The sequence below is a fragment of the Plesiomonas sp. ISS29 genome (assembly GCF_056522795.1).
Genome location: NZ_JAWRZQ010000001.1, coordinates 655,714 through 680,791 on the forward strand (window position 1 = coordinate 655,714; position 25,078 = coordinate 680,791).

The 25,078-nt window shown below is 41.5% G+C and carries 19 protein-coding genes; 14 read left to right on the forward strand and 5 right to left on the reverse strand.

Annotated features, from left to right (window positions below; all coding sequences use genetic code 11):
* Window positions 1–150: 150 nt before the first annotated feature.
* The 3 genes from AC1HDJ_RS02850 to AC1HDJ_RS02860 form a co-directional block, all read right to left on the reverse strand.
* Window positions 151–3,288: a multidrug efflux RND transporter permease subunit gene (locus AC1HDJ_RS02850; protein ID WP_479533193.1), complete on the reverse strand. Its 3,138-nt coding sequence runs from the start codon at window positions 3,286–3,288 to the stop codon at window positions 151–153.
* A 12-nt stretch (window positions 3,289–3,300) separates the two neighbouring features.
* Window positions 3,301–4,407, reverse strand: coding sequence for an efflux RND transporter periplasmic adaptor subunit (locus AC1HDJ_RS02855; protein WP_479533195.1), 1,107 nt, complete (start codon window positions 4,405–4,407; stop codon window positions 3,301–3,303).
* Window positions 4,408–4,565: 158 nt separating this feature from the next.
* Entirely contained in the window at window positions 4,566–5,180 is a 615-nt protein-coding gene (locus tag AC1HDJ_RS02860) for a TetR/AcrR family transcriptional regulator (protein WP_479533197.1), read from the reverse strand.
* Between the two features lie 270 nt (window positions 5,181–5,450).
* Between AC1HDJ_RS02860 and rep the strand changes: the two genes are divergently transcribed.
* The gene (rep, locus tag AC1HDJ_RS02865) at window positions 5,451–7,487 is read left to right on the forward strand and encodes a DNA helicase Rep (RefSeq protein ID WP_479533199.1); all 2,037 of its coding nucleotides are present in this window, start codon (window positions 5,451–5,453) and stop codon (window positions 7,485–7,487) included.
* Window positions 7,488–7,492: 5 nt separating this feature from the next.
* On the opposite strand, the gene rfaH is transcribed toward rep, so the two are convergent.
* On the reverse strand, window positions 7,493–8,086 hold the full coding sequence (gene rfaH, locus AC1HDJ_RS02870; protein WP_479533201.1) for a transcription/translation regulatory transformer protein RfaH: 594 nt from the start codon (window positions 8,084–8,086) through the stop codon (window positions 7,493–7,495).
* Window positions 8,087–8,265: 179 nt separating this feature from the next.
* Window positions 8,266–8,649 carry a c-type cytochrome gene (locus AC1HDJ_RS02875; RefSeq protein ID WP_479533203.1) on the reverse strand — a complete coding sequence of 128 codons (384 nt, stop codon included), beginning with the start codon at window positions 8,647–8,649 and terminating at the stop codon, window positions 8,266–8,268.
* A 594-nt stretch (window positions 8,650–9,243) separates the two neighbouring features.
* On the opposite strand from AC1HDJ_RS02875, the gene rfbB reads away from it, so the two are divergent.
* The 13 genes from rfbB (at window position 9,244) to AC1HDJ_RS02940 (ending at window position 25,070) form a co-directional block, all read left to right on the forward strand.
* Complete coding sequence (gene rfbB / locus AC1HDJ_RS02880; protein ID WP_479533206.1) at window positions 9,244–10,332, forward strand: dTDP-glucose 4,6-dehydratase; 1,089 nt, start codon at window positions 9,244–9,246, stop codon at window positions 10,330–10,332.
* A complete protein-coding gene (gene rfbD / locus AC1HDJ_RS02885; RefSeq protein ID WP_479533208.1) occupies window positions 10,333–11,223 on the forward strand; it encodes a dTDP-4-dehydrorhamnose reductase in 891 nt (296 codons plus the stop codon). It begins immediately after the preceding gene.
* Window positions 11,224–11,228: 5 nt separating this feature from the next.
* Complete coding sequence (gene rfbA, locus AC1HDJ_RS02890; protein ID WP_479533210.1) at window positions 11,229–12,107, forward strand: glucose-1-phosphate thymidylyltransferase RfbA; 879 nt, start codon at window positions 11,229–11,231, stop codon at window positions 12,105–12,107.
* Between the two features lie 5 nt (window positions 12,108–12,112).
* Window positions 12,113–12,661, forward strand: a complete 549-nt coding sequence (rfbC, locus tag AC1HDJ_RS02895) for a dTDP-4-dehydrorhamnose 3,5-epimerase (RefSeq protein ID WP_479533212.1) — start codon at window positions 12,113–12,115, stop codon at window positions 12,659–12,661.
* Window positions 12,662–12,773: 112 nt separating this feature from the next.
* Window positions 12,774–13,523, forward strand: coding sequence for an ABC transporter permease (locus tag AC1HDJ_RS02900; RefSeq protein WP_479533214.1), 750 nt, complete (start codon window positions 12,774–12,776; stop codon window positions 13,521–13,523).
* The gene (locus AC1HDJ_RS02905; RefSeq protein ID WP_479533216.1) at window positions 13,513–14,700 is read left to right on the forward strand and encodes an ABC transporter ATP-binding protein; all 1,188 of its coding nucleotides are present in this window, start codon (window positions 13,513–13,515) and stop codon (window positions 14,698–14,700) included. The genes AC1HDJ_RS02900 and AC1HDJ_RS02905 overlap by 11 nt, the downstream gene beginning before the upstream one ends.
* Window positions 14,701–14,704: 4 nt before the next feature.
* On the forward strand, window positions 14,705–16,069 hold the full coding sequence (locus tag AC1HDJ_RS02910; protein ID WP_479533218.1) for a class I SAM-dependent methyltransferase: 1,365 nt from the start codon (window positions 14,705–14,707) through the stop codon (window positions 16,067–16,069).
* Between the two features lie 76 nt (window positions 16,070–16,145).
* Entirely contained in the window at window positions 16,146–18,062 is a 1,917-nt protein-coding gene (locus tag AC1HDJ_RS02915) for a glycosyltransferase family 2 protein (protein ID WP_479533220.1), read from the forward strand.
* 38 nt (window positions 18,063–18,100) lie between these two features.
* A complete protein-coding gene (locus AC1HDJ_RS02920) occupies window positions 18,101–19,525 on the forward strand; it encodes a UbiA family prenyltransferase (RefSeq protein ID WP_479533222.1) in 1,425 nt (474 codons plus the stop codon).
* Window positions 19,522–20,829, forward strand: a complete 1,308-nt coding sequence (locus AC1HDJ_RS02925; RefSeq protein WP_479533224.1) for an FAD-binding protein — start codon at window positions 19,522–19,524, stop codon at window positions 20,827–20,829. Before AC1HDJ_RS02920 ends, AC1HDJ_RS02925 begins: the two co-directional genes overlap by 4 nt.
* Window positions 20,826–21,566 (forward strand): SDR family oxidoreductase, encoded by a 741-nt coding sequence (locus tag AC1HDJ_RS02930; protein WP_479533226.1) that lies wholly within the window; start codon window positions 20,826–20,828, stop codon window positions 21,564–21,566. Before AC1HDJ_RS02925 ends, AC1HDJ_RS02930 begins: the two co-directional genes overlap by 4 nt.
* A 1-nt stretch (window position 21,567) precedes the next feature.
* Complete coding sequence (locus AC1HDJ_RS02935) at window positions 21,568–23,253, forward strand: hypothetical protein (RefSeq protein WP_479533229.1); 1,686 nt, start codon at window positions 21,568–21,570, stop codon at window positions 23,251–23,253.
* 491 nt (window positions 23,254–23,744) lie between these two features.
* Window positions 23,745–25,070, forward strand: a complete 1,326-nt coding sequence (locus AC1HDJ_RS02940) for a hypothetical protein (RefSeq protein WP_479533231.1) — start codon at window positions 23,745–23,747, stop codon at window positions 25,068–25,070.
* The last annotated feature ends 8 nt before the right edge of the window (window positions 25,071–25,078 follow it).

Below are 25,078 nucleotides of genomic sequence, written 5' to 3' on the forward strand. Positions count from 1 at the left end.
TTGTACGGCAAGCGCCGCTGATAGGTAATAAAAAAGGCCAGCGACAATGCGCTGGCCTGTGTGAGCAATAACACAGTTACAGAAGGTTAACCCTTACTGTTCACTGTATATGAGCCATTTACTGTTGCTCATGTTTGCTGTTGATCATATTTACTGTGAATCACGGTTTTCACGGTTTTGCAAGATAGCAGCACGGGCTTCATCAGCGCGTTGTAGCTTTTCCAGATCTTTATCTTCCACAAAGACCGGCAGCGGTTTGTGCTGGCTGGCAAGGAAAGTGTAGATAACTGGCAGTACAAATAGGGTAAACAGCGTACCGATAGCCAGACCTGCTACGATAACAATCGCCATACTAAAACGTGCTGCTGCACCTGGCCCTGAGGCATACAGCAGTGGGATTAGACCGGCAATCATCGCCGCAGTGGTCATCAGAATCGGGCGTAGACGCACTTTGGCGGCGGCCATCACGGCATCCATACGGTTACGGCCGTGCATTAGCTGCTCTTCTTTGGCCACTTCACAGATCAAGATACCGTGCTTGGTGATCAAGCCGACCAGGGTGATTAAGCCCACCTGTGAGTAGATGTTCATGGTGGCAAAGCCCCATGCCAGCCCGATCAGCGCACCACAAATAGCCAGCGGTACGGAAACCATGATGACTAACGGGTCGCGCAGTGATTCAAACTGAATTGACAATACCAAGAAGATCACCGCCAGTGCCAAACCGAACGTCCCGAGCAGAGCGTTACCTTCGCTGACAAACTGACGAGATTCACCGGTAAAGTTATAGCTATAACCTTGCGGCAACTTCTCGGCGGCTTGGGCTTCAATCCAGCTAACAGCATCACCCATTGCCACACCCGGCGCTAGAACTGCACTCAGCGTTGCGGAGTTCATCTGGTTGAAGTGTGATAGTGATGGTGGTGCTGACTGAACAGTCATCTTCACAAAGTTGCTTAGCGGCACTGACTTACCGTCAGCGGCACGCACGTACAACTGGTTCAGTAGATCAGGGTTCAGACGATACTTACGCTCAAGCTGCGGGATCACTTCATACGAGCGGCCATACAGGTCAATCCGGTTGACATAGCCATCGGCCAGCATGGTTGAGAGCGTATTACCGATACTCTGCATTGTCACACCGTATGCACCGGCTTTGTCTTTATCGATCTGGATATTGACGGTGGCCGAGTTGAAGTTCAGATCCATTGATGAGTAGACGAACATACCGTTACTCTTGATCTGACCCAACATATCCGTTGCAATTTGGAATAGGCTTTCGAAGCTATTTGGTGTGGTGAGAACAAACTGGAATGGCAGGCCGCTCGATGCACCCGGTAGGGATGGCATCTGGAATGCGGTGACTGACATCGCCGGTAAGTCTTTCACTAAGCCCGTTACCCGGTTGGCCACTTCCTGCTGAGAGGCGGTACGCTCACTCCACGGTTTTAATGTGGCCAGACCAAAGGCCTGATTCGCAGTTGGAATCCCCGAGAAAATCTGTGAGAACTGTACTTCTGGTTGTTCAGACAGGATTTTGTTGATTGGCGCCATGCTCTGCTGGATGTAATCCAAGTTGGCATTTGACGGCGCTGTACCCATCAGAACCACCACGCCGTTATCTTCATTCGGCGCAAGTTCGCTTGGAATGAATTTAAACAGCAGAGGCAGTGACATAAAGACCAGTACCGCAAAGGCAATCACGACAGCACGATGCTGCATAATGGCGTGCATTATGCGGTCGTAACGTTCGGTCAGATTATCCAGCGCCGTGTGTACGGTCAGCTCGAACTTGCTCGGTTTGTCGTGCGCTTTGAGGATATGCGCGCACATCATCGGCGACAGTGTCAGAGCGATAATACCGGAAACCAGTACCGCACCGGCTAGCGTTAGCGCAAACTCTTTGAACAGAGAACCGGTCAGGCCGCCCATCAGGGCAATCGGTGCGTATACCGCGCCGAGTGTCAGGGTCATGGCGATAACCGGAACGGCGATTTCACGCGTACCAATAATTGCCGCGCGGAACGGAGACTCACCCTCTTTGATATGCCGATCGACGTTTTCGAGAACCACGATCGCATCATCGACCACCAGACCGATCGCCAGCACCATCGCGAGCAGTGTCATCAGGTTTAGGGTAAACCCAAAGAACTGCATCATCATCGCCACACCAATCAGCGATAGCGGGATGGTAACAACTGGGATCAGTACCGCACGGAAAGAGCCGAGGAACAGCGTGATCACCACCAGTACAATCACACCCGCCTCGACAATGGTTTTCACCACTTCATCGATAGAGTCATTGATTGCAATAGTCGAGTCATACATCACGTTCATCTGAATCGTGCTTGGCATGTTACGGGTCATGTCCGGTAACAGTTTCAGCACGTTGGCCGCTACGGTGATCGGGTTAGCAGATGGTGCGCCGTTAATTGCCGCAACCACCGCTTCTCGGCCGTTGGCAGAGGCACGGTACAAGTCATGGCTTTTCGCCATAGAGACTTTTGCGATATCGCCTAAACGAATCACCTGACCGCTTTTGTTGCTGCTGATGACCAGATTTTCCATGTCAGAGACATCGTTAACCTGCGTATCGGCATTACCGTTGTAGAACACGAAATCGCCGTTTACCTGACCGGTTGCTGACTGGTAGTTATTGGCGGTCATCACCTGTACTAAATCGGTTGAGGTAATACCAAATGCCGCCATTTTGGCCGGATCAGGCCAGACGCGCATCGCATACTTTTCACCGCCGTACAGGTCAACTTTCGCAACCCCGTCAACGGTAAACAGCATCGGTTTTACTACCCGATCAAGGTAGTCAGCAATCTGGCTGGAGTTCAACTCTTGGCTGGTAAAGCCTAAGTAGAGAATACCTGTACTTGAACCGGTTGAACTGGTAATCGTCGGGTCTTGCGCCTCTTTTGGGATCTGAGAACGCACCGAGTTTACCTTCGCCAGAATATCCGACATCGCGGCATTTGGGTCAGTATTGAGCTTCATGTAAACCGTAATGGTAGAAGAACCCATCAGGCTGCTTGAGGTCATGAAGTCAATGTTATCCGCCTGTGCAATAGCCTGTTCAAGCGGGGTAGTGATAAAGCCCTGAATCAGGTCAGCACTGGCACCGTAGTAACTGGTGCTGACCGTGATCACGGTGTTGGTCATGTCAGGATACTGACGTACCTGCATTTTTAACAAAGCTTGCAGGCCGAGCAATGCGATCAGAAAACTGATCGAAATCGCAAGTACCGGCCGCCGTATAAATATATCGGTAAAGCGCATCATTACACTCCGGTCTTATAGCATCGGTGGCTGTGCTGGCGTGACCAGCGGATCATCATTCACGACATGCACTTTGCTGCCGTTACTCAGACGAACCTGACCTGTAGTAACCAAACGATCGCCGGCTTTTAAGCCCTCAAGCACGTGCACGCTGTCGCCTTTACGATCACCGGCTTTCACCGTGATTTGTTCAGCGCGCAGTACACCCTCTTTCTCTTGCAGGACATACGCAGTTTCACCGTACAGCGTAAAAGTGATTGCTGTTTGTGGGATCACAATCTGATCGGCAAGCGTAGGCAGAATAATCTTCGCCTGTGCAAACATACCAGAACGCAGGCGGCCATCATTGTTTGGAATATCTGCTTGAATTTCAATCAAACCACTTTGTGCAGTTACCGCAGGTTCAATCGCTGTTACTTGACCTTTGAACGGCACTTGTGGGTAAGCATCAACATAAATGTCGATTGGCTGGCCGGTGTGTACGCGCGAGATTTCCGTTTGCGGGATAGTGAAGCGCAGCTTCATCACCGAGACCTCTTCTAAACGCACAATATTAGTACCCGGCTGCAGGTATTGGCCTAAGTTGATATTGCGGATCCCGACAATACCGCTAAATGGTGCGCGGATTTTGTAGTGATCGATAGTCGCCTTCAGGCTCTCAATCTGGGCCAGCAGGGAAGCGTAGTTAGCCTGCGCTTCATCGAGGCTTGATTTAGAGACAAACTTGGTTTTTGACAGCTCTAAATAGCGCTGATAAGTGGCTTTTACCGACGGTAATTTTGCCTGTGCCGCCTGTAAATTGGCTCGCTCAACCTGATCATCAAGCTGAACCAGTACCGTTCCTGCAGTAACTTGATCGCCGGAGTTAAAATTGATCTGTTTTACGATACCGGGGGTTTGTGTTGATACAAACACACCCTGATTTGGCTCGATAAAACCGATCGCTTCAATCGTCGGGATCCAGTTGGTAGCCTTAATGGTCATTTCCGTTACCGGATAATCCGGCTCGGGGCGGTTCGCCAGTGCGTTGGCGATCATATGCTCTTTGAATATGTTAAACCCGATGACGCTGCCAAGAAGGACAACCACCAGCAATAACATCCCTGCGACCCATTTTTTCATCTTGATCTGATGCTCCGTATTAAAAATATCGCTCTGTTAATATGTTCGCGTTCCGTGTGTTTATCCCTTGCTGGGCTGGTTTCACAGACTTATGGTGCGAATACTGATTTATCGGGTTTATGCAATAAAGCACATCTATCCCGCGTATAATCTCTTTATTATCCCTTATCGGGCCGTAAAATAGCGCGCCAGCTGGCCTCAATAGTTTGTTCTATTATCTGCGGGCTGAAAGTGGTGGTATCACCGTGAATACTCATGCGCCGAAAAAGCCCCTGCGCAGTTTCCAAACTTAAAGTAGATAACACCTGCTGCGGCAAATCAATTAACTCACCGCTGGCTACCCCCTCTTCCAGCACTTTAAACCAAACCGCATAACGCTCACGCTGTTCGGCCCATAACGGGCGGCTAAAACCGGGCACGTTATCGTACTGGTATTGGTTATTAATCTGGTTGGGGTTTTCACAACAAAACTGCCATAAATTCAACCACAACTGGCGATAACGGGCATACAAAGGCCCTTCTGTTGCCACATCGGCACAGATCTGATTGGCAATACGGGTACGAATGGCTGCCGCCAGTTGAATCAGCAGGTCGTGTTTATCTTTAAAATGGCAATAGATAGTACCGGCCGCAATACCCGCCTGCTGAGCCACTTTCTGCATAGAAAGACCCTGAAAACCGTGGGTGGCCAAGACAATTTCAGTTGCCGCAAGGATCTGTTCTCGGGTATCGAGCATGGTTAATTCAGATATTCCTGAAGGGTTATCGATCATCACACAGCACAGTGGTTGGTACCCGACTCGGGTAAAATAGCACCAATTCTGAATGAACGTTCAGTTCACATTATTGTAAGCGTTATTTGCGTTTGTGCAAACAAAACCCAATGTTGCCGCATAAAATCACATTACTGCTCAGCACGAATGTTACTCACTGTTTCAGGGATAACCAATCAAACAGGTTATCGATTGGCTTTTTAGCCCGTTTGGGCGCATGAAGTGCTAAAATCAGCGCGGTATTTGGCAGTGAATTTTCGGAGAAGTGGTATGCGTTTAAACCCCCGTCAGCAGGAAGCGGTAGAGAGTGTTAGCGGCCCCTGCCTTGTTTTAGCCGGTGCAGGTTCGGGTAAAACACGGGTGATCACCACCAAAATTGCGCACCTGATCCGCGTTTGTGGTTATCAGGCCCGCCACATTGTTGCCGTAACGTTTACTAACAAAGCCGCGCGTGAAATGAAAGAGCGTGTTAGCCAGACACTCACTCGCCCTGAAACCAAGGGGCTGCTGGTTTCCACCTTTCACTCACTCGGGTTGGAAATTCTAAAACGTGAACACAAAGCCATTGGTCTCAAGAGCGGTTTTTCACTGTTTGATGCTCAAGACCAAATGGCACTGCTCAAAGAGCTGACAGAGACTCAACTTCAGGGGGATAAAGATCTGCTCAGCCAGTTGGTAAACCAAATTTCCAGCTGGAAAAATGATCTGATTTTACCCGAGCGCGCCAAAGTGATTGCGCAAGGTGAGCAAGGTTTTCTGTTCGCCTACTGCTACGAGCAGTACGACAAACAACTGCGCGCCTGTAATGTGCTCGATTTTGATGACCTGATTTTGCTGCCCACACTGCTGCTACGCAACAACCAAGAGGTGCGTGAACGCTGGCAGCAGCGGGTACGCTACCTGTTGGTGGATGAGTATCAAGATACCAACACCAGCCAGTATGAACTGGTGAAGCTCTTGGTGGGAAGCCGCGCCCGTTTTACCGTAGTGGGGGATGATGACCAGTCAATCTACTCATGGCGTGGCGCTCGCCCGCAAAACCTGACTCTGCTGAAACAGGATTTTCCGGCTCTGCAAGTGATTAAACTTGAGCAGAACTACCGATCATCTGAGCGGATCTTAAAATCGGCGAATATTCTGATTGCCAACAACCCGCATGAATTTGAAAAACGGCTGTTCTCTGAACTGGGCTATGGCGAACCGTTACGCGTACTGCAAGCCAACAACGAAGAGCACGAATCAGAGCGGGTGGTCGGTGAGATTATTGCCCACCGTTTCCTGAATAAAACCCAGTACAGTGATTACGCCATTTTATACCGCGGTAACCACCAGTCACGCACACTGGAAAAGTTGCTGATGCAAAACCGCATCCCGTACAAAATCTCGGGTGGCACCTCATTTTTTGCCCGCGCCGAGATAAAAGATATCATGGCGTATCTGCGTCTGCTGACTAACCCTGACGATGACACCGCCTTTTTGCGCGTGGTGAACACCCCGCGCCGCGAGATTGGCCCGGCTACGCTTGAGAAACTCGGCACGTGGGCGCACACCCGCAATAAAAGCTTGTTTGCCGCCAGCTTTGATCTGGGGTTAGAGCAACACCTGCAAGGCCGCGGTTTGGATGCCCTGCGCCAGTTCACCCGCTGGATAGTTGAGATTGGCGATCGCGCCCAGCGTGGCGATCCGGTTGCCGCCCTGCGCGATTTGATCCACGGTATTCACTATGAAGCGTGGCTGAACGAAACCTCACCAAGCCCGAAAGCCGCCGAGATGCGGATGCGTAACGTATCCACCCTGTTTGGCTGGATCACCAATATGCTCGAAGGCGATCAGCACAGCGATAATGAACCGATGACCCTGCCGCAGGTAGTACAACGCCTGACTCTGCGCGATATGCTCGAGCGCGGCGAGAGTGATGAAGATGCCGATCAAGTGCAACTGATGACCCTGCACGCCTCAAAAGGGCTGGAGTTTCCGCATGTGTTTTTAATCGGCATGGAAGAGGGCATTTTGCCGCATCAAAGCAGCATGGATGAGGATAATGTGGATGAAGAGCGCCGGCTGGCCTACGTGGGCATTACCCGCGCGCAGAAAACCCTGACCTTTAGCCTATGCAAAGAGCGCCGCCAGTACGGTGAACTGATCCGCCCCGAGCCAAGCCGCTTTTTACTCGAGTTGCCGCAAGATGATCTGAACTGGGAGCTGCGTAAAGCCCCCGCCAGCGCCGAGCAGCGTATGCAGACCGGCCGCGCCGGTGTAGCCGGATTGCGCGATATGCTGGCAAAAGCGAAAAACAAGCCTGACTAATTATACTAACGGCCTGATTTACGGGTTTGCAGATAACGGGTATTGAGCAGATTCACCAGCAGTAACGAGCGCTTTTCGCCATCTGGCTCAAGGTAGATGGCGGATAACCCCTCTAACCACACTGTTTCTGGGTCAGCAGAATCTGCTGATTTTTTCGCATTTCCTGAACTATCACACGGGTGATAAGGGGGCTTGTGTGGTTTATTCGTGTTGGGCTTTTCAGTACCCGGTATTTGCGCAGGCTTTGTGGTTGAGGCCTGCTCTGCGATGGTATCCACAAAGCCCGGATCAAAGCTGCCATACGAGCGCTCAAGCCCACGGACAACCGCATCGGGCACTTTTGCCAGATCATCACCAAAGCGCACCATCCGCGCCACACCACGGGTGGCATGCACCTTGGTTACACTGAACACATCAGGGTCAAAGTGTACAAATAAGTAGTTGGGAAACAGCGCTTCTTGCTCTTCGCGCCAGTGCCCGCGGCGCAACTTTTTCACGGTCAGTACCGGGCAAAAATGGCGGATAGCCTGCATATCTAAATGCTGCACTGCCCGCGATTGCTGCCCGCGTTTACAATAAAGAAGATACCAAGCGTTCATAAGTGTTTGAGCACATTAAATTAATACCGTATTGGTAACAATTATGTCATAAATAACCGAATGCTAATAAGAGGAATACACTGAAATTCAGCGTACCCCCGCTATAATATGTAATAAGAGTTGTACTCGGCTCTCTGCACCGCCGATTTGTGCCTGCCCACGGCTCTCTGCGTGATAAATTACAGCCCTTGTGTCATATACACGATGGCCGCTTTGATCTCATCATCACTACAGTCGGTACAAGTTCCACGCGGTGGCATCTGGTTTATCCCGTTGATGGCGTGTTTTTGCAGCGTATCAATACCCTGTTTCAGGCGTGGCCCCCAGAATGCGGCATCACGAAACTTCGGCGAACCGAGCACACCTGAACCATGGCAAGCAACACAAGCCCCGTTATACACCTGCTCACCGGTACGCGGGCCGGCAGGCTTGGCCGCTGCCGCTTTATCTTCAAGGTACACGCCGCCCACCGGTTTGATCCGCTCATTAATGGCATCGTGCGACATATCCGCCGCCCACACCGCAGAGGAAAGGCTTACTAGCAGCACTGCAAGGGTCTTCACTGACCGAGTTATCCGTGTCTTCACCGTATTGCTCCCAAGATAAATACGTTTATATGTTTGTGCTTGCTTGTTTTTTGCGCGATATTACCTTGGTTGCTGATCGGTAACGGGTTGCAGAGCCTATGTGCCGGCTGTACAGAACGCGCACTTTGTTGCGCGATTATAAGTTAACTGTAAATAAAATGAAGTGAATAATAATTTGATTTAGTGTCACGTTTATAGCTAAAGTGCGAGGTTCACAGCAGGTTTACAGACTGATACTGACTATTTCAGCGTTGTATTTGGCGCAGCTCGCACATTCCCTTATAATCAGCGCGCAAAATTTTTCGGAATAGATCACACTAATACTGAGTAAATTAAGCGGGATACTGACAAGGGCTGTGACCCAAGGACGAGTATTTTTATGGAAATTTCCTGCGCTTATCAAAAGGTTACACATCATTTCCACATCAAACTCAGCACTTTAGGAGCTGCAACCTAAGGGCGGTAGCGTGTATTTTTCATACAGTGAGTGCTTAACCTCATATCTTGTATTTCACTGTATAAAGCTTAATTCCTTCATCTTTTTACTCAATACATAGAAGTTATCTACTTATGCAAGCTAAAACTATTCTCGTTACTGGCGGCGCTGGCTTCATTGGTTCTGCTGTTATCCGACATATTATTCAAAATACGCAAGACAGTGTTATCAATGTGGATAAGCTTACCTATGCCGGTAATCTTGAGTCATTAGAGTGTATTGCAGAAAGCCCACGTTATGCATTTGAACAGGTTGATATTTGTGACCGAGCTGCACTTGATCGTGTATTTACTGAACATAAACCTGATGCTGTAATGCATTTAGCCGCAGAAAGCCATGTGGACCGTTCAATTACCGGCCCAGCTACATTTATTGAAACCAATATTATTGGCACTTATACATTACTAGAAGCTGCTCGCCAGTATTGGAATGCATTAGATTCAGCGCGTAAGTCTGCATTTCGTTTTCATCATATATCTACTGATGAAGTCTATGGAGACTTACCACACCCAGATGAAATATCTGGCACATTATCTCTATTTACTGAAGAGACAGCCTACGCACCAAGTAGCCCGTATTCAGCCTCAAAGGCTTCGAGTGATCACCTTGTTCGGGCTTGGCTACGCACTTATGGCCTTCCAACAATGATCACTAATTGCTCTAATAACTATGGGCCACACCATTTTCCTGAAAAACTGATCCCATTAGTGATTTTAAATGCACTGGAAAATAAACCGCTGCCTATATATGGCAAAGGCGATCAAATTCGTGACTGGTTATATGTTGATGACCATGCTCGAGCTTTATATAAAGTGGTTACCGAAGGAGAAGTGGGTGAAACCTATAATATCGGTGGCCATAATGAAAAACAAAATTTAGACGTGGTGCATACCATTTGTGATCTGCTTGATGAAATAGTGCCAAAAGCTAACTCTTACCGTGAGCAGATTACTTATGTGGCAGACCGCCCAGGCCATGATCGCCGTTATGCGATTGATGCAACTAAAATGAGTGCAGAGCTAAACTGGCAACCACAAGAAACATTTGAATCGGGCATTCGTAAAACGGTGCAGTGGTATTTAGAAAATACTGTATGGGTGAATAATGTGCGTAGTGGTTCGTATCAAAATTGGATTACACAACAGTACGGAGATCAACGTTAAATGCGGATCTTGCTATTAGGTAAAAATGGGCAAGTTGGCTGGGAGTTACAACGTGCCTTGGCTCCGCTTGGTGATATTATTGCAGTTGATTTTGACTCTACTGATTATTGTGGTGATTTTAGCCAGTCTGACGGTATTGCCGCTACCGTACGCAGTGTAAAGCCTGATGTGATTGTAAATGCTGCAGCGCACACTGCGGTTGATAAAGCGGAAAGTGAAGTTGATTTTGCACGTTTATTAAATGCGACTACGGTTGCTGTATTGGCAAAAGAGGCTGCAGCGCTTGGAGCATGGCTGATTCATTACTCTACCGACTATGTATTTGATGGTAATGGTGATACGCCTTGGCTAGAAACTGATAGTCCAGCACCGCTTAATGTGTATGGTCAAACTAAATTAGAAGGTGAACAGGCGATACAGGCTGTGTGCCATAAACACCTGATTTTTCGTACTAGCTGGGTTTATGCTGCACGTGGCAATAATTTTGCTAAAACCATGCTGCGTTTTGGTAAAGAGCGCACCGCAATGTCAGTGATTAATGACCAATTTGGTGCACCAACCAGTGCTGAGTTACTGGCTGACTGTACAGCTCATGCTATTCGTGTAGCATTTGCTAAACCTGAGGTTGCAGGGTTATATCACCTTATTGCATCAGGCACTACCACGTGGTTTGACTATGCTGAGCTAGTATTTGCAGAAGCACGCAAACAAGGTGTTGAATTGGCGGTTACGCAGTTAAATGCCGTGCCTACCCATGAATTCCCTACACCCGCTAAGCGCCCGCACAATTCACGTTTAAATACCACTCATTTTCAACAGGCCTTTGGGCTGGTACTGCCACAGTGGCAAGACGGTGTAAAACGTATGTTAACTGAAATTTTAGGTAAATAATTAAAATGAACAACCGTAAAGGTATTATTTTAGCCGGTGGATCTGGCACACGTCTTTACCCTGTGACTATGGCTGTGAGTAAGCAACTGTTGCCTATTTATGATAAGCCGATGATCTATTACCCGCTGAGCACTCTGATGCTGGCAGGGATCCGCGATATTCTGATTATCAGTACCCCACAAGATACCCCACGCTTTAAACAACTGCTGGGTGATGGCAGCCAGTGGGGATTAAACTTACAGTATAAAGTTCAACCAAGCCCAGATGGTTTGGCGCAAGCTTTTATTATTGGTGAAGAGTTTATTGGTAATGACCCTTGTGCGCTGGTGCTGGGCGACAATATTTTCTACGGCCACAGCCTGCAAAAGCAGTTGGCCGAAGCGAACCAACAAACATCAGGCGCAACCGTATTTGCTTATCACGTGCATGACCCCGAGCGTTATGGTGTGGTCGAGTTTGATAAAGCTGGTACAGCTATTTCACTGGAAGAAAAACCGGTTGAACCAAAAAGTAATTATGCGGTAACTGGCCTCTATTTTTATGATAACCGCGTTGTCGAGTTGGCAAAAAATTTAAAACCGTCTGCCCGTGGTGAGCTTGAAATTACCGATATTAACCGTTTGTATATGCAGCAAGGTGATCTTTCAGTTGCCATGATGGGGCGCGGTTATGCATGGCTTGATACCGGTACCCATGAAAGCTTGATTGAAGCGAGTAATTTTATTCAAACTATTGAAACTCGGCAAGGATTGAAAGTGGCTTGCCCAGAAGAGATTGCTTACCGCATGAAATTTATTGATGCAGAGCAAGTTAAAATATTGGCTCAACCATTGGCAAAAAATGCGTATGGGCAATACCTGTTAAATATGATTAAAGGCCAATAATAACCATGAATATTATTAAAACTGACATTCCCGATGTGTTAATTATTGAGCCAAAAGTTTTTGGTGATGAGCGAGGCTTCTTTTTTGAAAGTTTTAATCAAAAACAGTTTGAAGAAGTGGTAGGTTATCCCGCGCATTTTGTACAAGATAATCACTCAAAATCAAAAAAAGGGATCTTGCGTGGATTACATTATCAAAAAGAGAATGCGCAAGGTAAATTAGTTCGTGTTGTTCACGGTGAAGTATTTGATGTTGCTGTTGATATAAGAAAAAATTCATCAACATTTGGACAGTGGGTAGGAGTTTATCTTTCTGCAGAGAATAAGCGACAATTATGGATTCCTAAAGGATTTGCGCATGGATTCTATGTGACAAGTGAAGAAGCTGAGTTTGTTTATAAGTGTACCGATTACTATAACCCGAACGCCGAGATTTCTATCGTTTGGAGTGATAGTGAAATTGGAATTGAATGGCCTATTTTGGTCGATTCAGCTCCTAAGTTGTCGGCGAAGGATTCGCAAGGTTTGATTTTTCTCAATGCTCCTTACCTATGAAAATTAATTATGCAATTATGCGTTTGGTATTTTTATGAATAGTAATTCCAATTCTATATCCCCAATGAATATGTTTAACAGTTTATGGAGGTATAGAGGTTTAATAAGTTCGATGGCCTATCGAGAGATTATAGGAAGATATAAAGGTTCAACTATTGGACTGGCATGGTCTTTTTTTAATCCACTATTGATGCTTGCGGTGTATACATTCGTGTTTTCAATAGTATTTAAAGCCAAATGGAATGGCAATTTAGGTGGTGGGCAGGGTGAGTTCGCTGTTATTCTTTTTACTGGGATGATAGTGTTTAATATATTCGCAGAATGTTTCAATCGAGCTCCAACTTTAATACTATCAAATGTGAGCTATGTAAAAAAAATAGTATTTCCTATTGAAGTACTTCCATGGGTTGTTTTAGGTAATGCTATTTTTCATGGTGTAATAAGTCTAATTGTATTGTTTATCGCACAGCTGATTGTTTTTAAAACAATACCATTAACATTTCTATTTTTGCCAATAATAATGATTCCATTTTTTTTGGGGTTGATGGGTGTTTGTTGGGTACTGTCAGCTGTTGGTGTGTACATAAGAGATTTAAGTCAGCTTGTTAGTGTTTTTACATCGGTATTGATGTTTACATCACCGCTATTTTTCCCATTATCTGCTCTACCGAGAAGCCTTCAACCTTTCTTAATGTTAAACCCTCTTGCATATTTTATTGAAGCTTCAAGAATAGTCATTATTTTTGGAGGCTATCCTTCGTGGAGTAGTATAATTGTAGCCTACGCAGTATCTTTGTTAATAGCTTTTATTGGCTTTGCATTTTTCCAAAAAACAAGGAAAGGGTTTGCTGATGTCATCTAATATAGCAATTCAAGTTAAAGATCTGACCAAATCTTATCAGATCTATGCGAACCCCAAACATCGACTTTTGCAAATGTTATTTCGCGGTAAAAGGCAGTACTACAAAGTCTTTTCTGCACTTAATAATGTCACATTTGATGTCGAAAAAGGTGATTCTATAGGGATTCTTGGTCACAACGGAGCGGGGAAGTCCACGCTATTACAGCTATTGACGGGCACTTTAACCCCAACATCAGGGAGTATCAAAACTAATGGTAGAATCGCTGCATTGTTAGAGCTTGGCGCTGGTTTTAACCCTGAATTTACAGGCAAAGAAAACGTCTATATGAATGCGACGATTCTAGGGCTAAGTAAAAAAGAAATTGATGAAAAGTATGATGACATACTAAAGTTTGCTGATGTTGGCGAATTTATTCATCAACCAGTGAAAACTTACTCATCAGGTATGTACGTTCGCCTTGCATTTTCTGTAGCGGTGCATATTGAACCTGAAATTCTTATAATTGATGAAGCATTGGCCGTCGGTGATATTCGCTTTCAGATGAAGTGTTTACAGCATATGGAAGGTATGAAATCGAAAGGGACAACAATTATTTTTGTGTCTCATTCTCCTGAACAAATAAAACGCTTCTGTAATAAGGCCGTGTGGCTAAATCAGGGAAAAGTTAAGGCTCTTGGTTATGCAAATGAAATCTGTGATAAATACCGAGATTACATGGCAATAGGATCAGAACCTAATGAGACTGAAGTTATTATAAAGGATAAAAATGGAGCACTTCCTGCTAGATTAGTTTCTACTAGTTTAGAAAAAACAATATTGAAAGTTGGACAGGATATTAAACTAAAAATTATCTACGAAGTTTTTGATGACATCGTTGATGGTCTACTTATCGGTGCCGCTGTATACAGACCTAACAGGGAATATATTTTTGGAGCCAATACATATTTGGATGGTTTCGAAATTCCAAATACTAAAGGGATACATGAACTAACTTATAAATTGGAAAGCCCTCCACTGTTACCTGCATCTTTTGAATTCGATGTCGGCTTGTTTACAGACAAGAGTATGGTCAATATAGATTATTTTACTGGAGTGGAAAAGTTTGAAGTTGTGGATGAATATAAATCTGAAGGTTTAGTTTATATTAATCACCATTGGAAAATTAATTTACAGTAATAATATGAGTAGATATGGTAGAGAAGTTAATCAAAAAAAAGATTCGCTGTTTTTTGTATCCAATGCTATAAAACCAAATAGTAAAGTTTTGGATTTGGGATGTTGGGAGGGCGCTTTAGGTGATTTTTTAATTAAAAATAAAAATTGTATAGTTGATGGTATTGAATTAAATAAGTTAGTAGCAGGTAAAGCTAGGGAAATATACCGAAATGTTTTCGAATCTGACTTAGAGTTAACTGAGTTTGATGATAATCATGAGAAATATGACTATATAGTTTGTGCAGATGTTTTGGAGCATCTAAGGAATCCAGAGTTCTTATTAGCGAATTTAAGAAAAATCTTGAATGAGTCTGGGGAAGTTATAATATCAATACCAAATATTAGTTACGGTGGTGTAATTGCTGAGATTGTAAACAACCACTTTTATTATAGGCCAACAGGGATATTAGACTCTACTCACTATAGGTTTTTCACTTACGTTACTCTTACAGAAATGATTAATCAATGTGGCTATAATATAAGCAATGTTGATTATGTTGTTGCGCATATGTTTGAAAGCGAATTTGCAAACAACTTTGAAGGGGAAGACAGGTTTAATTTAGCCACCTTGCTTTCTAATGTAGAGAATTCAGGTGTGTATCAATTTGTTGTCACATGTAAACCTAACCACGGAAACCTAATACCGTTTATTCCAAGTCAGCATTCTAAAAACACTTTGCGATTTCGGACTCAAGTATATTGGGCTGATGATCCTCACTGCTTTAGTGAAGAAAGCTCTATAATTTCGTTATCAAAGCTAAATAAAGCTAACAAGCTAACAATAAATATACCACAACAGAAAGATAGTTGTTTTATTCGAGTTGATATCGCGGATTTTTATGGTGCTTTCTCTATAAAAAGTATCATTGTTAGTGATGCTTCTGAAAAAAAATTATATGAATTATCTTCTGAAACATTTGATAGGTGTGACTTTAGAGTAAATGGCGGGGAGCTCTATCTATCAAATGTAAGTGACGAATCGATTGTTTTCTTTAGCGAGAGTAATGATTCAAACATTATCTTATATGTTGATAGCACATCTTTTAAAAAGAGTGGTGATTGGCGTGTTAATATAGATTTTGAATATTTAGACTCAGTTGTTAATTACAGAAGACTAATCGAAGTGAATCTTAAAATTGACAAGATAAATAAAATTAAATGTGAAGTTGAACATGCTTTAGAACTAACAAAAAATGAGTTAATTTGTAAATTAAATGACGCCGATAACTATAAAAAGTCATCGGGGTTAATTCAATGCTCAACTTGGTGGAAATTAACCAAGATAAAAATGATATTCAAAAATCTATTGTGTGGTAACAAGAAAAAATAAAAAATATATTGCGGATGCATTGCAATATTTTTTAATCTTAGATTGAACGCAAAAATAAATTTGGTTGTGATTGGAAATGAATTATTTAAATAAAATTGTGCTATTACCTGGTTTGCTAATCAAATCTATAAAGATAAAAGGTGGTCTAATACGGGCAATCTCGAAGTTTTTTGAGCTATATAAAAAAGGTGGGCTTCAAGGACTTAGAGTTGGTCTAGTAAAAGTCTATTTGCATGGAAAACCTGGTACATTTATCCAAAGTAGTCCCGTCGCTAACTCTGATAGCCATGATAGAAATGATTATCCCTATTGGAATAAAAAGTATAATAGTTTTAGTCTTGAGGAGTATGAAGCACAGAAGGTATCCGCGAATAGTTTTGATAATAAGCCATTAATTTCAATTGTTATGCCTGTATATAACCCTAAGCCGGAGTGGTTAGAGGAGGTTATCAATTCAATAACAGAACAGACTTATCAAAACTGGCAACTTTGTATTGCAGACGATTGTTCGACCGACAGCAGAGTTAAGGAAGTTCTACGTAGCAAGGCAATTTCTGATGCTCGTATTGACGTAGTTTTTAGGGAGAAAAATGGACATATATCTAACGCTTCAAATAGTGCGCTAGAAATTGCAAATGGTAAGTGGATAGCATTGGTTGACCATGATGATTTACTACCTAAGCATGCTCTTTATGAGGTTGTTAAATCAATTAATGAAAATCCACAGGGTAAACTATTTTATTCAGATGAAGACAAGGTGAATGAAGATGGTGTTTACTTTGAACCTTATTTCAAAACTGATTGGAACAGAACCCTATTCTACTCACATAATATGATTTGTCACTTGGGTGTGTATTTAAAAGAAATTGTAGATGATATATCTGGCTTTAGAATTGGTTTAGAAGGTGCTCAAGATTATGACTTGGCCCTTAGATACATTGAGAAGATTGAAGATAACCAAATAATCCATATTCCTAAGGTACTCTACCATTGGCGATCTCATAAGAATAGTACAGCAAGTGCGACTAGCGATGCTAAACCTTACGCTATGGTTGCAGGTGAAAAGGCATTGAATGAACATTTTGTTCGTATTGGGTTAAATGCAAAAGCTGAGTTAACGAATTTTAGTAACTATAGAATTAAATATGGCCTGCCGGACATCGAACCATTAGTTTCTATCATTATTCCAACAAGGAATGGAAAAGATTTGGTTCAGAAATGTATTAATAGCATTGAAACTAAAACGACTTATAGTAATTATGAAATCATTCTTATAGATAATGGTTCCGATGATAAAGAATCTTTGGAGTATTTTAACTATTTAGATGAAAAGAATAATATAAGAGTTGTTAGGGATAATAGTCCTTTCAATTATTCTAAGTTGAATAATAAAGCGGTTAAATTATCGAGTGGTGAGTTTATCTGTTTATTAAATAATGATGTTGAGGTTATCTCTGAAGATTGGTTAACTGAACTTTTGTCTAGAACTACTCTTCCAAATGTTGGGGTTGTTGGAGCTAAACTGTATTATCCAAATGATACTATTCAACATGCTGGTGTTATATTGGGGGTTGGAGGGGTTGCTGGTCATGCCTTCAAATGCTTCCCTAAAAACAACTTGGGATATATGGGGCGCGCAAGTATTGATAGCGAGTATACAGCAGTAACAGCAGCTTGTTTTGTCGTTAAAAAGTCTATATTTGAACAGGTTGGTGGCCTAAATGAAATAGATTTATCTGTAGCTTTTAACGACGTAGATTTTTGTTTGAAAGTGTATAATGCGGGGTACCGAAATATTTTGACGCCGCATGCTGAGCTATACCATCATGAATCAATTACTCGTGGTTACGAAGATACACCCGAGAAGATAGCTCGTTTTGGAAAAGAGGTAGCTTATATGAAATATACTTGGGGAAAACTCTTAGCCAATGATCCAGCATATAATCCTAATTTAAGTTTAGAATGTGAAGATTTTAGCTTGAAGTGGAAGTAGTATTATATATATTTTTGTTTTGTGTCTAGGTAAATATAATGAGTAAAATCAATTATTTAGTTGTTGATTTGGATGGTACATTAATAAAGACAGATATTTTTGTTGAGACCTTGTTAAAGTACCTTAAGTTAAATTTCGCTAATTTTTTTTATTTTGTTAAGTTTTTAATTAAAGGAAAAAGTGTTCTCAAGTACGAAATATCAAAGAAGATAGATATCGATGCATCTTTGCTCCCTTATAACCTAGAAGTTATCGAGTTTATTGAGAAAGAAAAGAGAACAGGTAGTACGGTTGTTTTGGCAACAGCAACCAATGTTAAGTATGCTGAACAAATCTCTGCCTACATCGGTCTTTTTGATGATGTCATTGCAAGTGATTATAACAATAACCTAGCTTCAACAAAGAAGGCAGATGAACTTGCCAAACGCTACGGGGAGCGTGGTTTTGATTATGTTGGTAACTCAAAGGCAGACTTGAAAGTTTGGGCAAGAGCCAAAAATGCGATTGTAGTGAATCCTGATCGAGGGGTGTTAGCTAAAGCCAAGTCTCAAGGTAATGTCACTGAAGTTATTGAGAGTAGGCCGAACTTTGTCAAAACGTTATTAAAAGCACTTCGCATCCATCAATACGCAAAAAATGCGTTAATTTTTGTTCCGCTTGCCGCTTCTCATAAGCTATTCGATATTTCAAATATCACCACAGTGCTGACTGCATTCTGCATGTTTAGTTTGTGTGCTTCTACGGTTTATTTGCTTAATGACCTACTAGACTTAGAAGACGATAGACATCATAAAACAAAATGTCGCCGACCTTTCGCTAGTGGTGCTTTGGATGTACGTATTGGAGTTGTGCTTTGCCCTGCAATTTTGAGTGTTGTCATTATCCTATCACTTCTCTTACTTCCAATTGAGTTTTTTGCTGTCCTCGTCGTCTATTACGTCGCGACACTCCTTTACTCATTTAAATTAAAGAGAATGGTAATGGTTGATGTCATTACGCTTGCCACTCTTTATACCGTGAGAATTGTTGCGGGTTCCGCTGCATTAGGCTTGAAGTTGTCGTTTTGGTTGCTGGCATTCTCTATGTTTATTTTCCTCAGTCTCGCACTCGTTAAACGTTACGCTGAGCTCAGTGAACTTAAACTTTCTGGGAAAAAGAAAGCAAGAGGCAGGGGCTATCATCCATCAGATTTAGCGTTACTTTCTTCACTTGGGGCTTCATCAGGTTATCTTTCTGTGCTTGTTTTAGCACTCTATATTAATGATGAAAATACCGCAGCGCTCTACAACGATCCTATCTACATATGGCTAGCCTGCCCGCTATTGCTTTATTGGATTAGCCGTACTTGGATGATTACTCACCGTGGATATATGCACGATGATCCTGTTGTGTTTGCTTTGAAAGACCGAGTGAGTCAAGTTGTTGGGTGCTTATTTATTCTTGTATTTTGGTTGGCTATATGAAAACAATAAAATCATGGGGACGCTATCCTAATTATCCTCAAACGGTGAAAGCATTCAATTGGATGAAAGATATCGAATCCCAAGTGAACGCTCTTTCTGATAATTTTTTGCCGTTTGGCAACGGCCGCAGCTATGGTGACAGCTGCTTATCCGCCAACGATTTGGCACTAGGTTTAAGAACGCTCAATCGATTTATCTCGGCTGACTGGTCTACCGGTATTGTGAGAGCTGAGGCTGGTGTTTTACTCAGTGAAGTGTTAGATGTTGCCGTTCCGCGCGGATGGTTTTTATCGTCAACACCTGGAACAAAGTTGATTACGCTGGGGGGTGCTACTGCAAATGATGTACATGGTAAGAACCACCATGTCGCAGGTACATTTGGTAAACACGTCAGAAAATTTGCTTTATACCGAACTGATATGGGTTTACTCGAGTGCTCTCCTGAGGAAAATAGTGATCTCTACCATGCAACCATTGCTGGTTTAGGCTTAACCGGCGTTATTTTATGGGTTGAGATACAGTTACGACCGATACAGACAAGCTTGATTGATAGCCAAAACATTAAGTTTTCAAATCTCGATGAATTCTTTGACCTTTCAAGGGAAATTGATAAAGACTTTGACTACACGGTAGCTTGGATTGATTGTGTATCTACAGGCTCTAAGTTAGGTCGTGGAATTTATATGGTCGGTAATCATGCAGAGAAAGGAGCTCTTGAACTTCCTCGCAGTAGTAAACTGATAGTTCCAGTAGATTTGCCATTTTCCATGGTTAACCCATTAACATTAAAAGCATTTAACACGCTTTATTATGGTAAGCAAATCTCTAAACAGGTTGCTAAAACGATTAGCTATGAGCCATTTTTCTATCCACTTGATGCCATACTTGAATGGAATCGGATCTATGGAAAATCTGGTTTTCAACAATATCAGTGTGTGCTACCGGAAGATAATGCACAAGTAGCAATGAAAGAGATATTGACCATAATATCAAGTAAAAAGATGGGGTCATTCCTCGCAGTGCTAAAAAGATGTGGTGATATTGAATCTCCGGGCTTACTTTCATTTCCTATGAAAGGCGCTACCTTAGCGTTAGATTTCCCTCATATAGATGGAAAAACGAACAAATTGTTTGATCAATTAGATACTATCGTAATGCAAGCGGGCGGACGCTTATATCCTGCTAAGGATGCGCATATGAGTGCTGAGTTTTTCCAAAAATCTTATCCTGAATGGGAGACACTGGAAAATATCCGCGATCCCCAAATAATGTCAAGATTCTGGAAAAGAGTAACTGAAAAATGAAAAAAGTAGTTATCATTGGTGCAACATCAGCAATGGCAGCAGCAGTTGCAAAAATATATGCCGATCAAAGTAGTAGGCTCTTTTTAGTTGGGAGAAATACTGAAAAACTGACTTCGATTTTGAATGACCTAAAAGTAAGAGGCGCTGATAAAGTTGGTATGTTTGAGCTGGATATTAATGATATTTCACAACATAAGTCAATGTTAGTTGAAGCGGAACAATGTCTAGAAGGTATCGACATTGTTTTAATTGCGCATGGAACGCTACCCGACCAGAGGCTTTGTGAGCAGAATGTGCCAATAGCGTTGGTAGAGTTCAATACGAATGCTGTGAATACCATCGCATTACTTACAGAAATAGCTAATAGCTTTGAAGAAAAGAAATCTGGCGTTATTGCTGTCATCACTTCAGTAGCTGGAGATAGAGGTAGACCATCAAATTATCTATATGGTTCAGCTAAAGCGGCAGTGAGTACTTTCTTGGAAGGTCTACGAGCTAGAATGTTTAAAGTGGGAGTTCATGTATTAGATATTCGACCAGGATTTGTTGCAACACCTATGACCCAAGATCTCGATTTACCGAAGTTACTAACAGTAGAGCCAGAAATTGTCGCTAATTCTATTGTCAAAGCGATAGGTAAGGAAAAATATATTATTTACACTCCATTTTTTTGGAAGTATATACTATTTGTTATAAAAAACATCCCTAGATGTATTTTTAAGAGAATGAGTCTGTAGAATGTTGTTGTCACGACTTTTAAAAAAGAAAGTGGAAATTTTATTTTTAATACTTGCTGCTTATTTTGTGTTCGCGACTATTTTCGGTGTGGTTGCTAATTACTCACCAGTCCCCTATTGGGATATGTGGAATGGCTATTTAGAGTTTTATTCTAAAATAGTAAATGGTGATTATAGTATATGGCTAGCACAACATAACGAGCATAGGATATTCTTATCTAGAATATTATTCTATATTGATATCAAGTATTTTAATGGAACAATTAAGTTTTTAATAACCAGCAATGTTATTTTACTGTCGCTTATAACATTGACTCTTTGCAAAATGCTTCAGGCTAGTAGAGGAAAGGATCTTTGTTGGAGATATCTACTAATCATTTCGTTTATGTTTTTCTGGTGTCAGCATGAAAATTTAACGTGGGGGTTTCAATCGCAGTTCTTTCTAGCCTATCTTATTCCCCTAGTATCATTTTATTTTTTATTTAAATATGAATTGTCAAGTAAGCGTTTATATTTTTGGCTGTCTATTTCTTTTGGATTCTTATCTATATGGACGATGGCAAATGGTGCATTAGCTATGCCCTTGTTGATTACCCTATCAATTCTTCTAGGTTTGAATAGATGTGATGTGTTTAAAATAATTGTACTGGCTTTGCTTTCATTTATATGTTTCTTTTACAATTATAACTCAATTGAAGTGGCTGGGCACACATCTCTATCTGAGGCTATATCAACTTATCCAGTTGAAATGATGATGTATTTTTTCTCATATATAGGCTCACCATTTCATTACGCATTTATTTATTCAAAGCATGCAATTGCTTTGTCAATTGCATGTGGGATTGTTCTGTGTGTAGTTTCTTTATTGATTGTAATGAATACAATTATAAGAAAAAAATATGACGCTTATTTTTGGATGGTGTTGATTGGCGCACTTTATATATTGGGATCTGCTTTTGTTACTGCGTCTGGACGCGTTACTCTTGGTTTAGAGCAAGCCTTATCAAGTCGGTACACAACACCTGCGTTAGTTCTATGGGGATTATTCTTTATATTTATTTCATCACGGCGTTACGAGTTTGGTGAGAAAGTAAATAACATAATAAAGATGATTCTTCTTTCTTTGATTATATCCATGTCATTTTATCAGTATTCAGCATTTAAAAATCAAGATGATACTGGTTTTAACGCACGACTAGCTGCGTTACAAGTTGCTTTAGGAATAAAAGATGATAATCAGATTCGGTTTACATTTCCATCGGCAGATTGGGCGGCTTCTATTTTTTCAAAAAATGAAGTAAATAAAGTTTCAATTTTTATTCAACATCCATACGTTGATGTAATAAATGATCTTTACTCTTATGAAAGTAAGCTCTCTATTCCTGCAAAGAATGAGTGTGATGGTAACCTAGATTCGACAACATATGTAGATTCGGGTAAGTATTACAGATATGTAGGCTGGGCGTTAAATAAAAAATTTAGTGAGCCACCGCGGTATGGTCTAATATTAAACGATAAAAAAAATCTTATCGGTGCGGTTTTGAATGGTTTTACTCGTGGTGATGTTAGTAATATATATGGTGAGCGCTATAAATCATCAGGGTTCGTAGGTTATACAAAATCAAAAATGCACAATGGATATATATATTTCCCGGATGTCGATTGTACCATTGTAATTAAATATTAGAGTATTAGCGAAGAAATTTATTTATAAGTAAGCTGTGTGCTTTGTTATTTTAAGGATCGCAAGCAGGCAGTACTATGACCATGGTGTTTAAATTGTATATATGTTAAGCATAATATTTACTTGATGTGGTTTACATGCGGCTATAGCAATAGGACGATTATTGTGATGATTAAAGGGTTCAGGGTCTTTGTTAGTTTAATATTGGTTTTAGCAATTATATATATACGAAGGCCTGATCAGATTTTGCATCCTTATATTTGGAACGAAGATGCTATTTTTATATTGAGAGATTTTTTAGATCATGGAATATGGTCAGTTTTCCTGCCTGTTCAAGGATATCTTGTTTTATCATCGAAGCTAATAAATTTTATATCATTTAAGTTGAGCATTAATTATTATCCAGAGATAGCGGCTTATTTATCAGTGGTTTTTATGTTTTTGATATTTATGGCCATATGGAGATCGCCAACCACATTAAAATATAAGTTTCTATGTGCTTTTTTGATTTTTTTCAGCCGTTTAATCCAGAGGCTTTTTCAGTAGCACTATATTCATTTTGGTGGGCTGGGTTGTTATTAATATTGGCTTTGCTCTGGAGCGATAATTCAAAGCTCTTTTGGTTAAGAATTGTATATGTGATATTTGGAGGGCTTTCGTCACCATTAATAGTTGGTTTTATGCCTATTTTTATCCTTAGACTATATTTTAATAAAACCAGAAGAGAGTTATTAATTGTATTCTTAGCAGCTATTATTTGTTTTGTACAGTTGAGTTTTATATTAACTACAGGGGCGGCTAAGAGTCAAGTAGTAAGTTTATATGAACTCGTTTGTGGTTTTGATGTTATTGCAATAAAGTTTTTTAAGAACTATGTTTTTTACTCTTCTAACGATGGTGGAAGTATATTTGGCTTAGGTTTTTTTCTTTTTTTGTGTTGCGGCGTGTTAGCTAGGTGGAAATCGTATAACCTATTAGCTTTAATGTCTGTGCTAATATGTACGATACTAATGTCTATCTATCGAGTCCCTATTTATATGATAGACTCTGTATCTAATGGGCCAAGATATTTCTTTTATCCTTATATTGTCACAACATGGTTAACACTATATATTTCTGGTACTTATCATGGATGGTGGAGGTATATTGGGTTTTCAATTATTGCTTTTGCCTGTGTTAATACTGTCACAAGCGGGGCCTTATCTCGTAGACATGAGCCAATTGATTGGAAAGAGAGTATTTCAAATTGTCTTAATTTCGAAACATATGATTTTCCTGTTCACTACAATGGAAATATTAGTGAGTTATGGGCTTTGAAATTAAATAAACAAGAATGTGCTAATCTTAAGAATATTCCGATACTAAACTTTCAATTGCCTATAAATGATATAAATTATCGATTTGGCACATTTTATGGTGATGAAGTTAAAAGCAATATCGATTTTATAAAGCCTCAGGTTAATGGTTGGCAGAGTGATGCAATATATCCCGGTGGGGTTATAACACCATTTTCCGAACATAAAGTAATCGGCTCATTTATTAATTCTGATTTGTTTATTGGTGCTCAAGATTTGTTTGTTACTGATGATGATTCAGTGAGTATAATATATACCACGGGGCCTAGTGTGCGCGGGCAATATATCGAAGTGTATAAAGTTAATAGCAACAGTAATCAATTGATAAAAAAAATCCCTTTGAGAATGTCGCAGGGTAAATGGTCCTTACTTGATATACATTCTAACATTAATGGTAAGCTGCTATATAGAATAAATGATTCATCAAGTGAATGGGGTGAATGGTCTGCTTATGTCATTAATTAGTTTGTGCA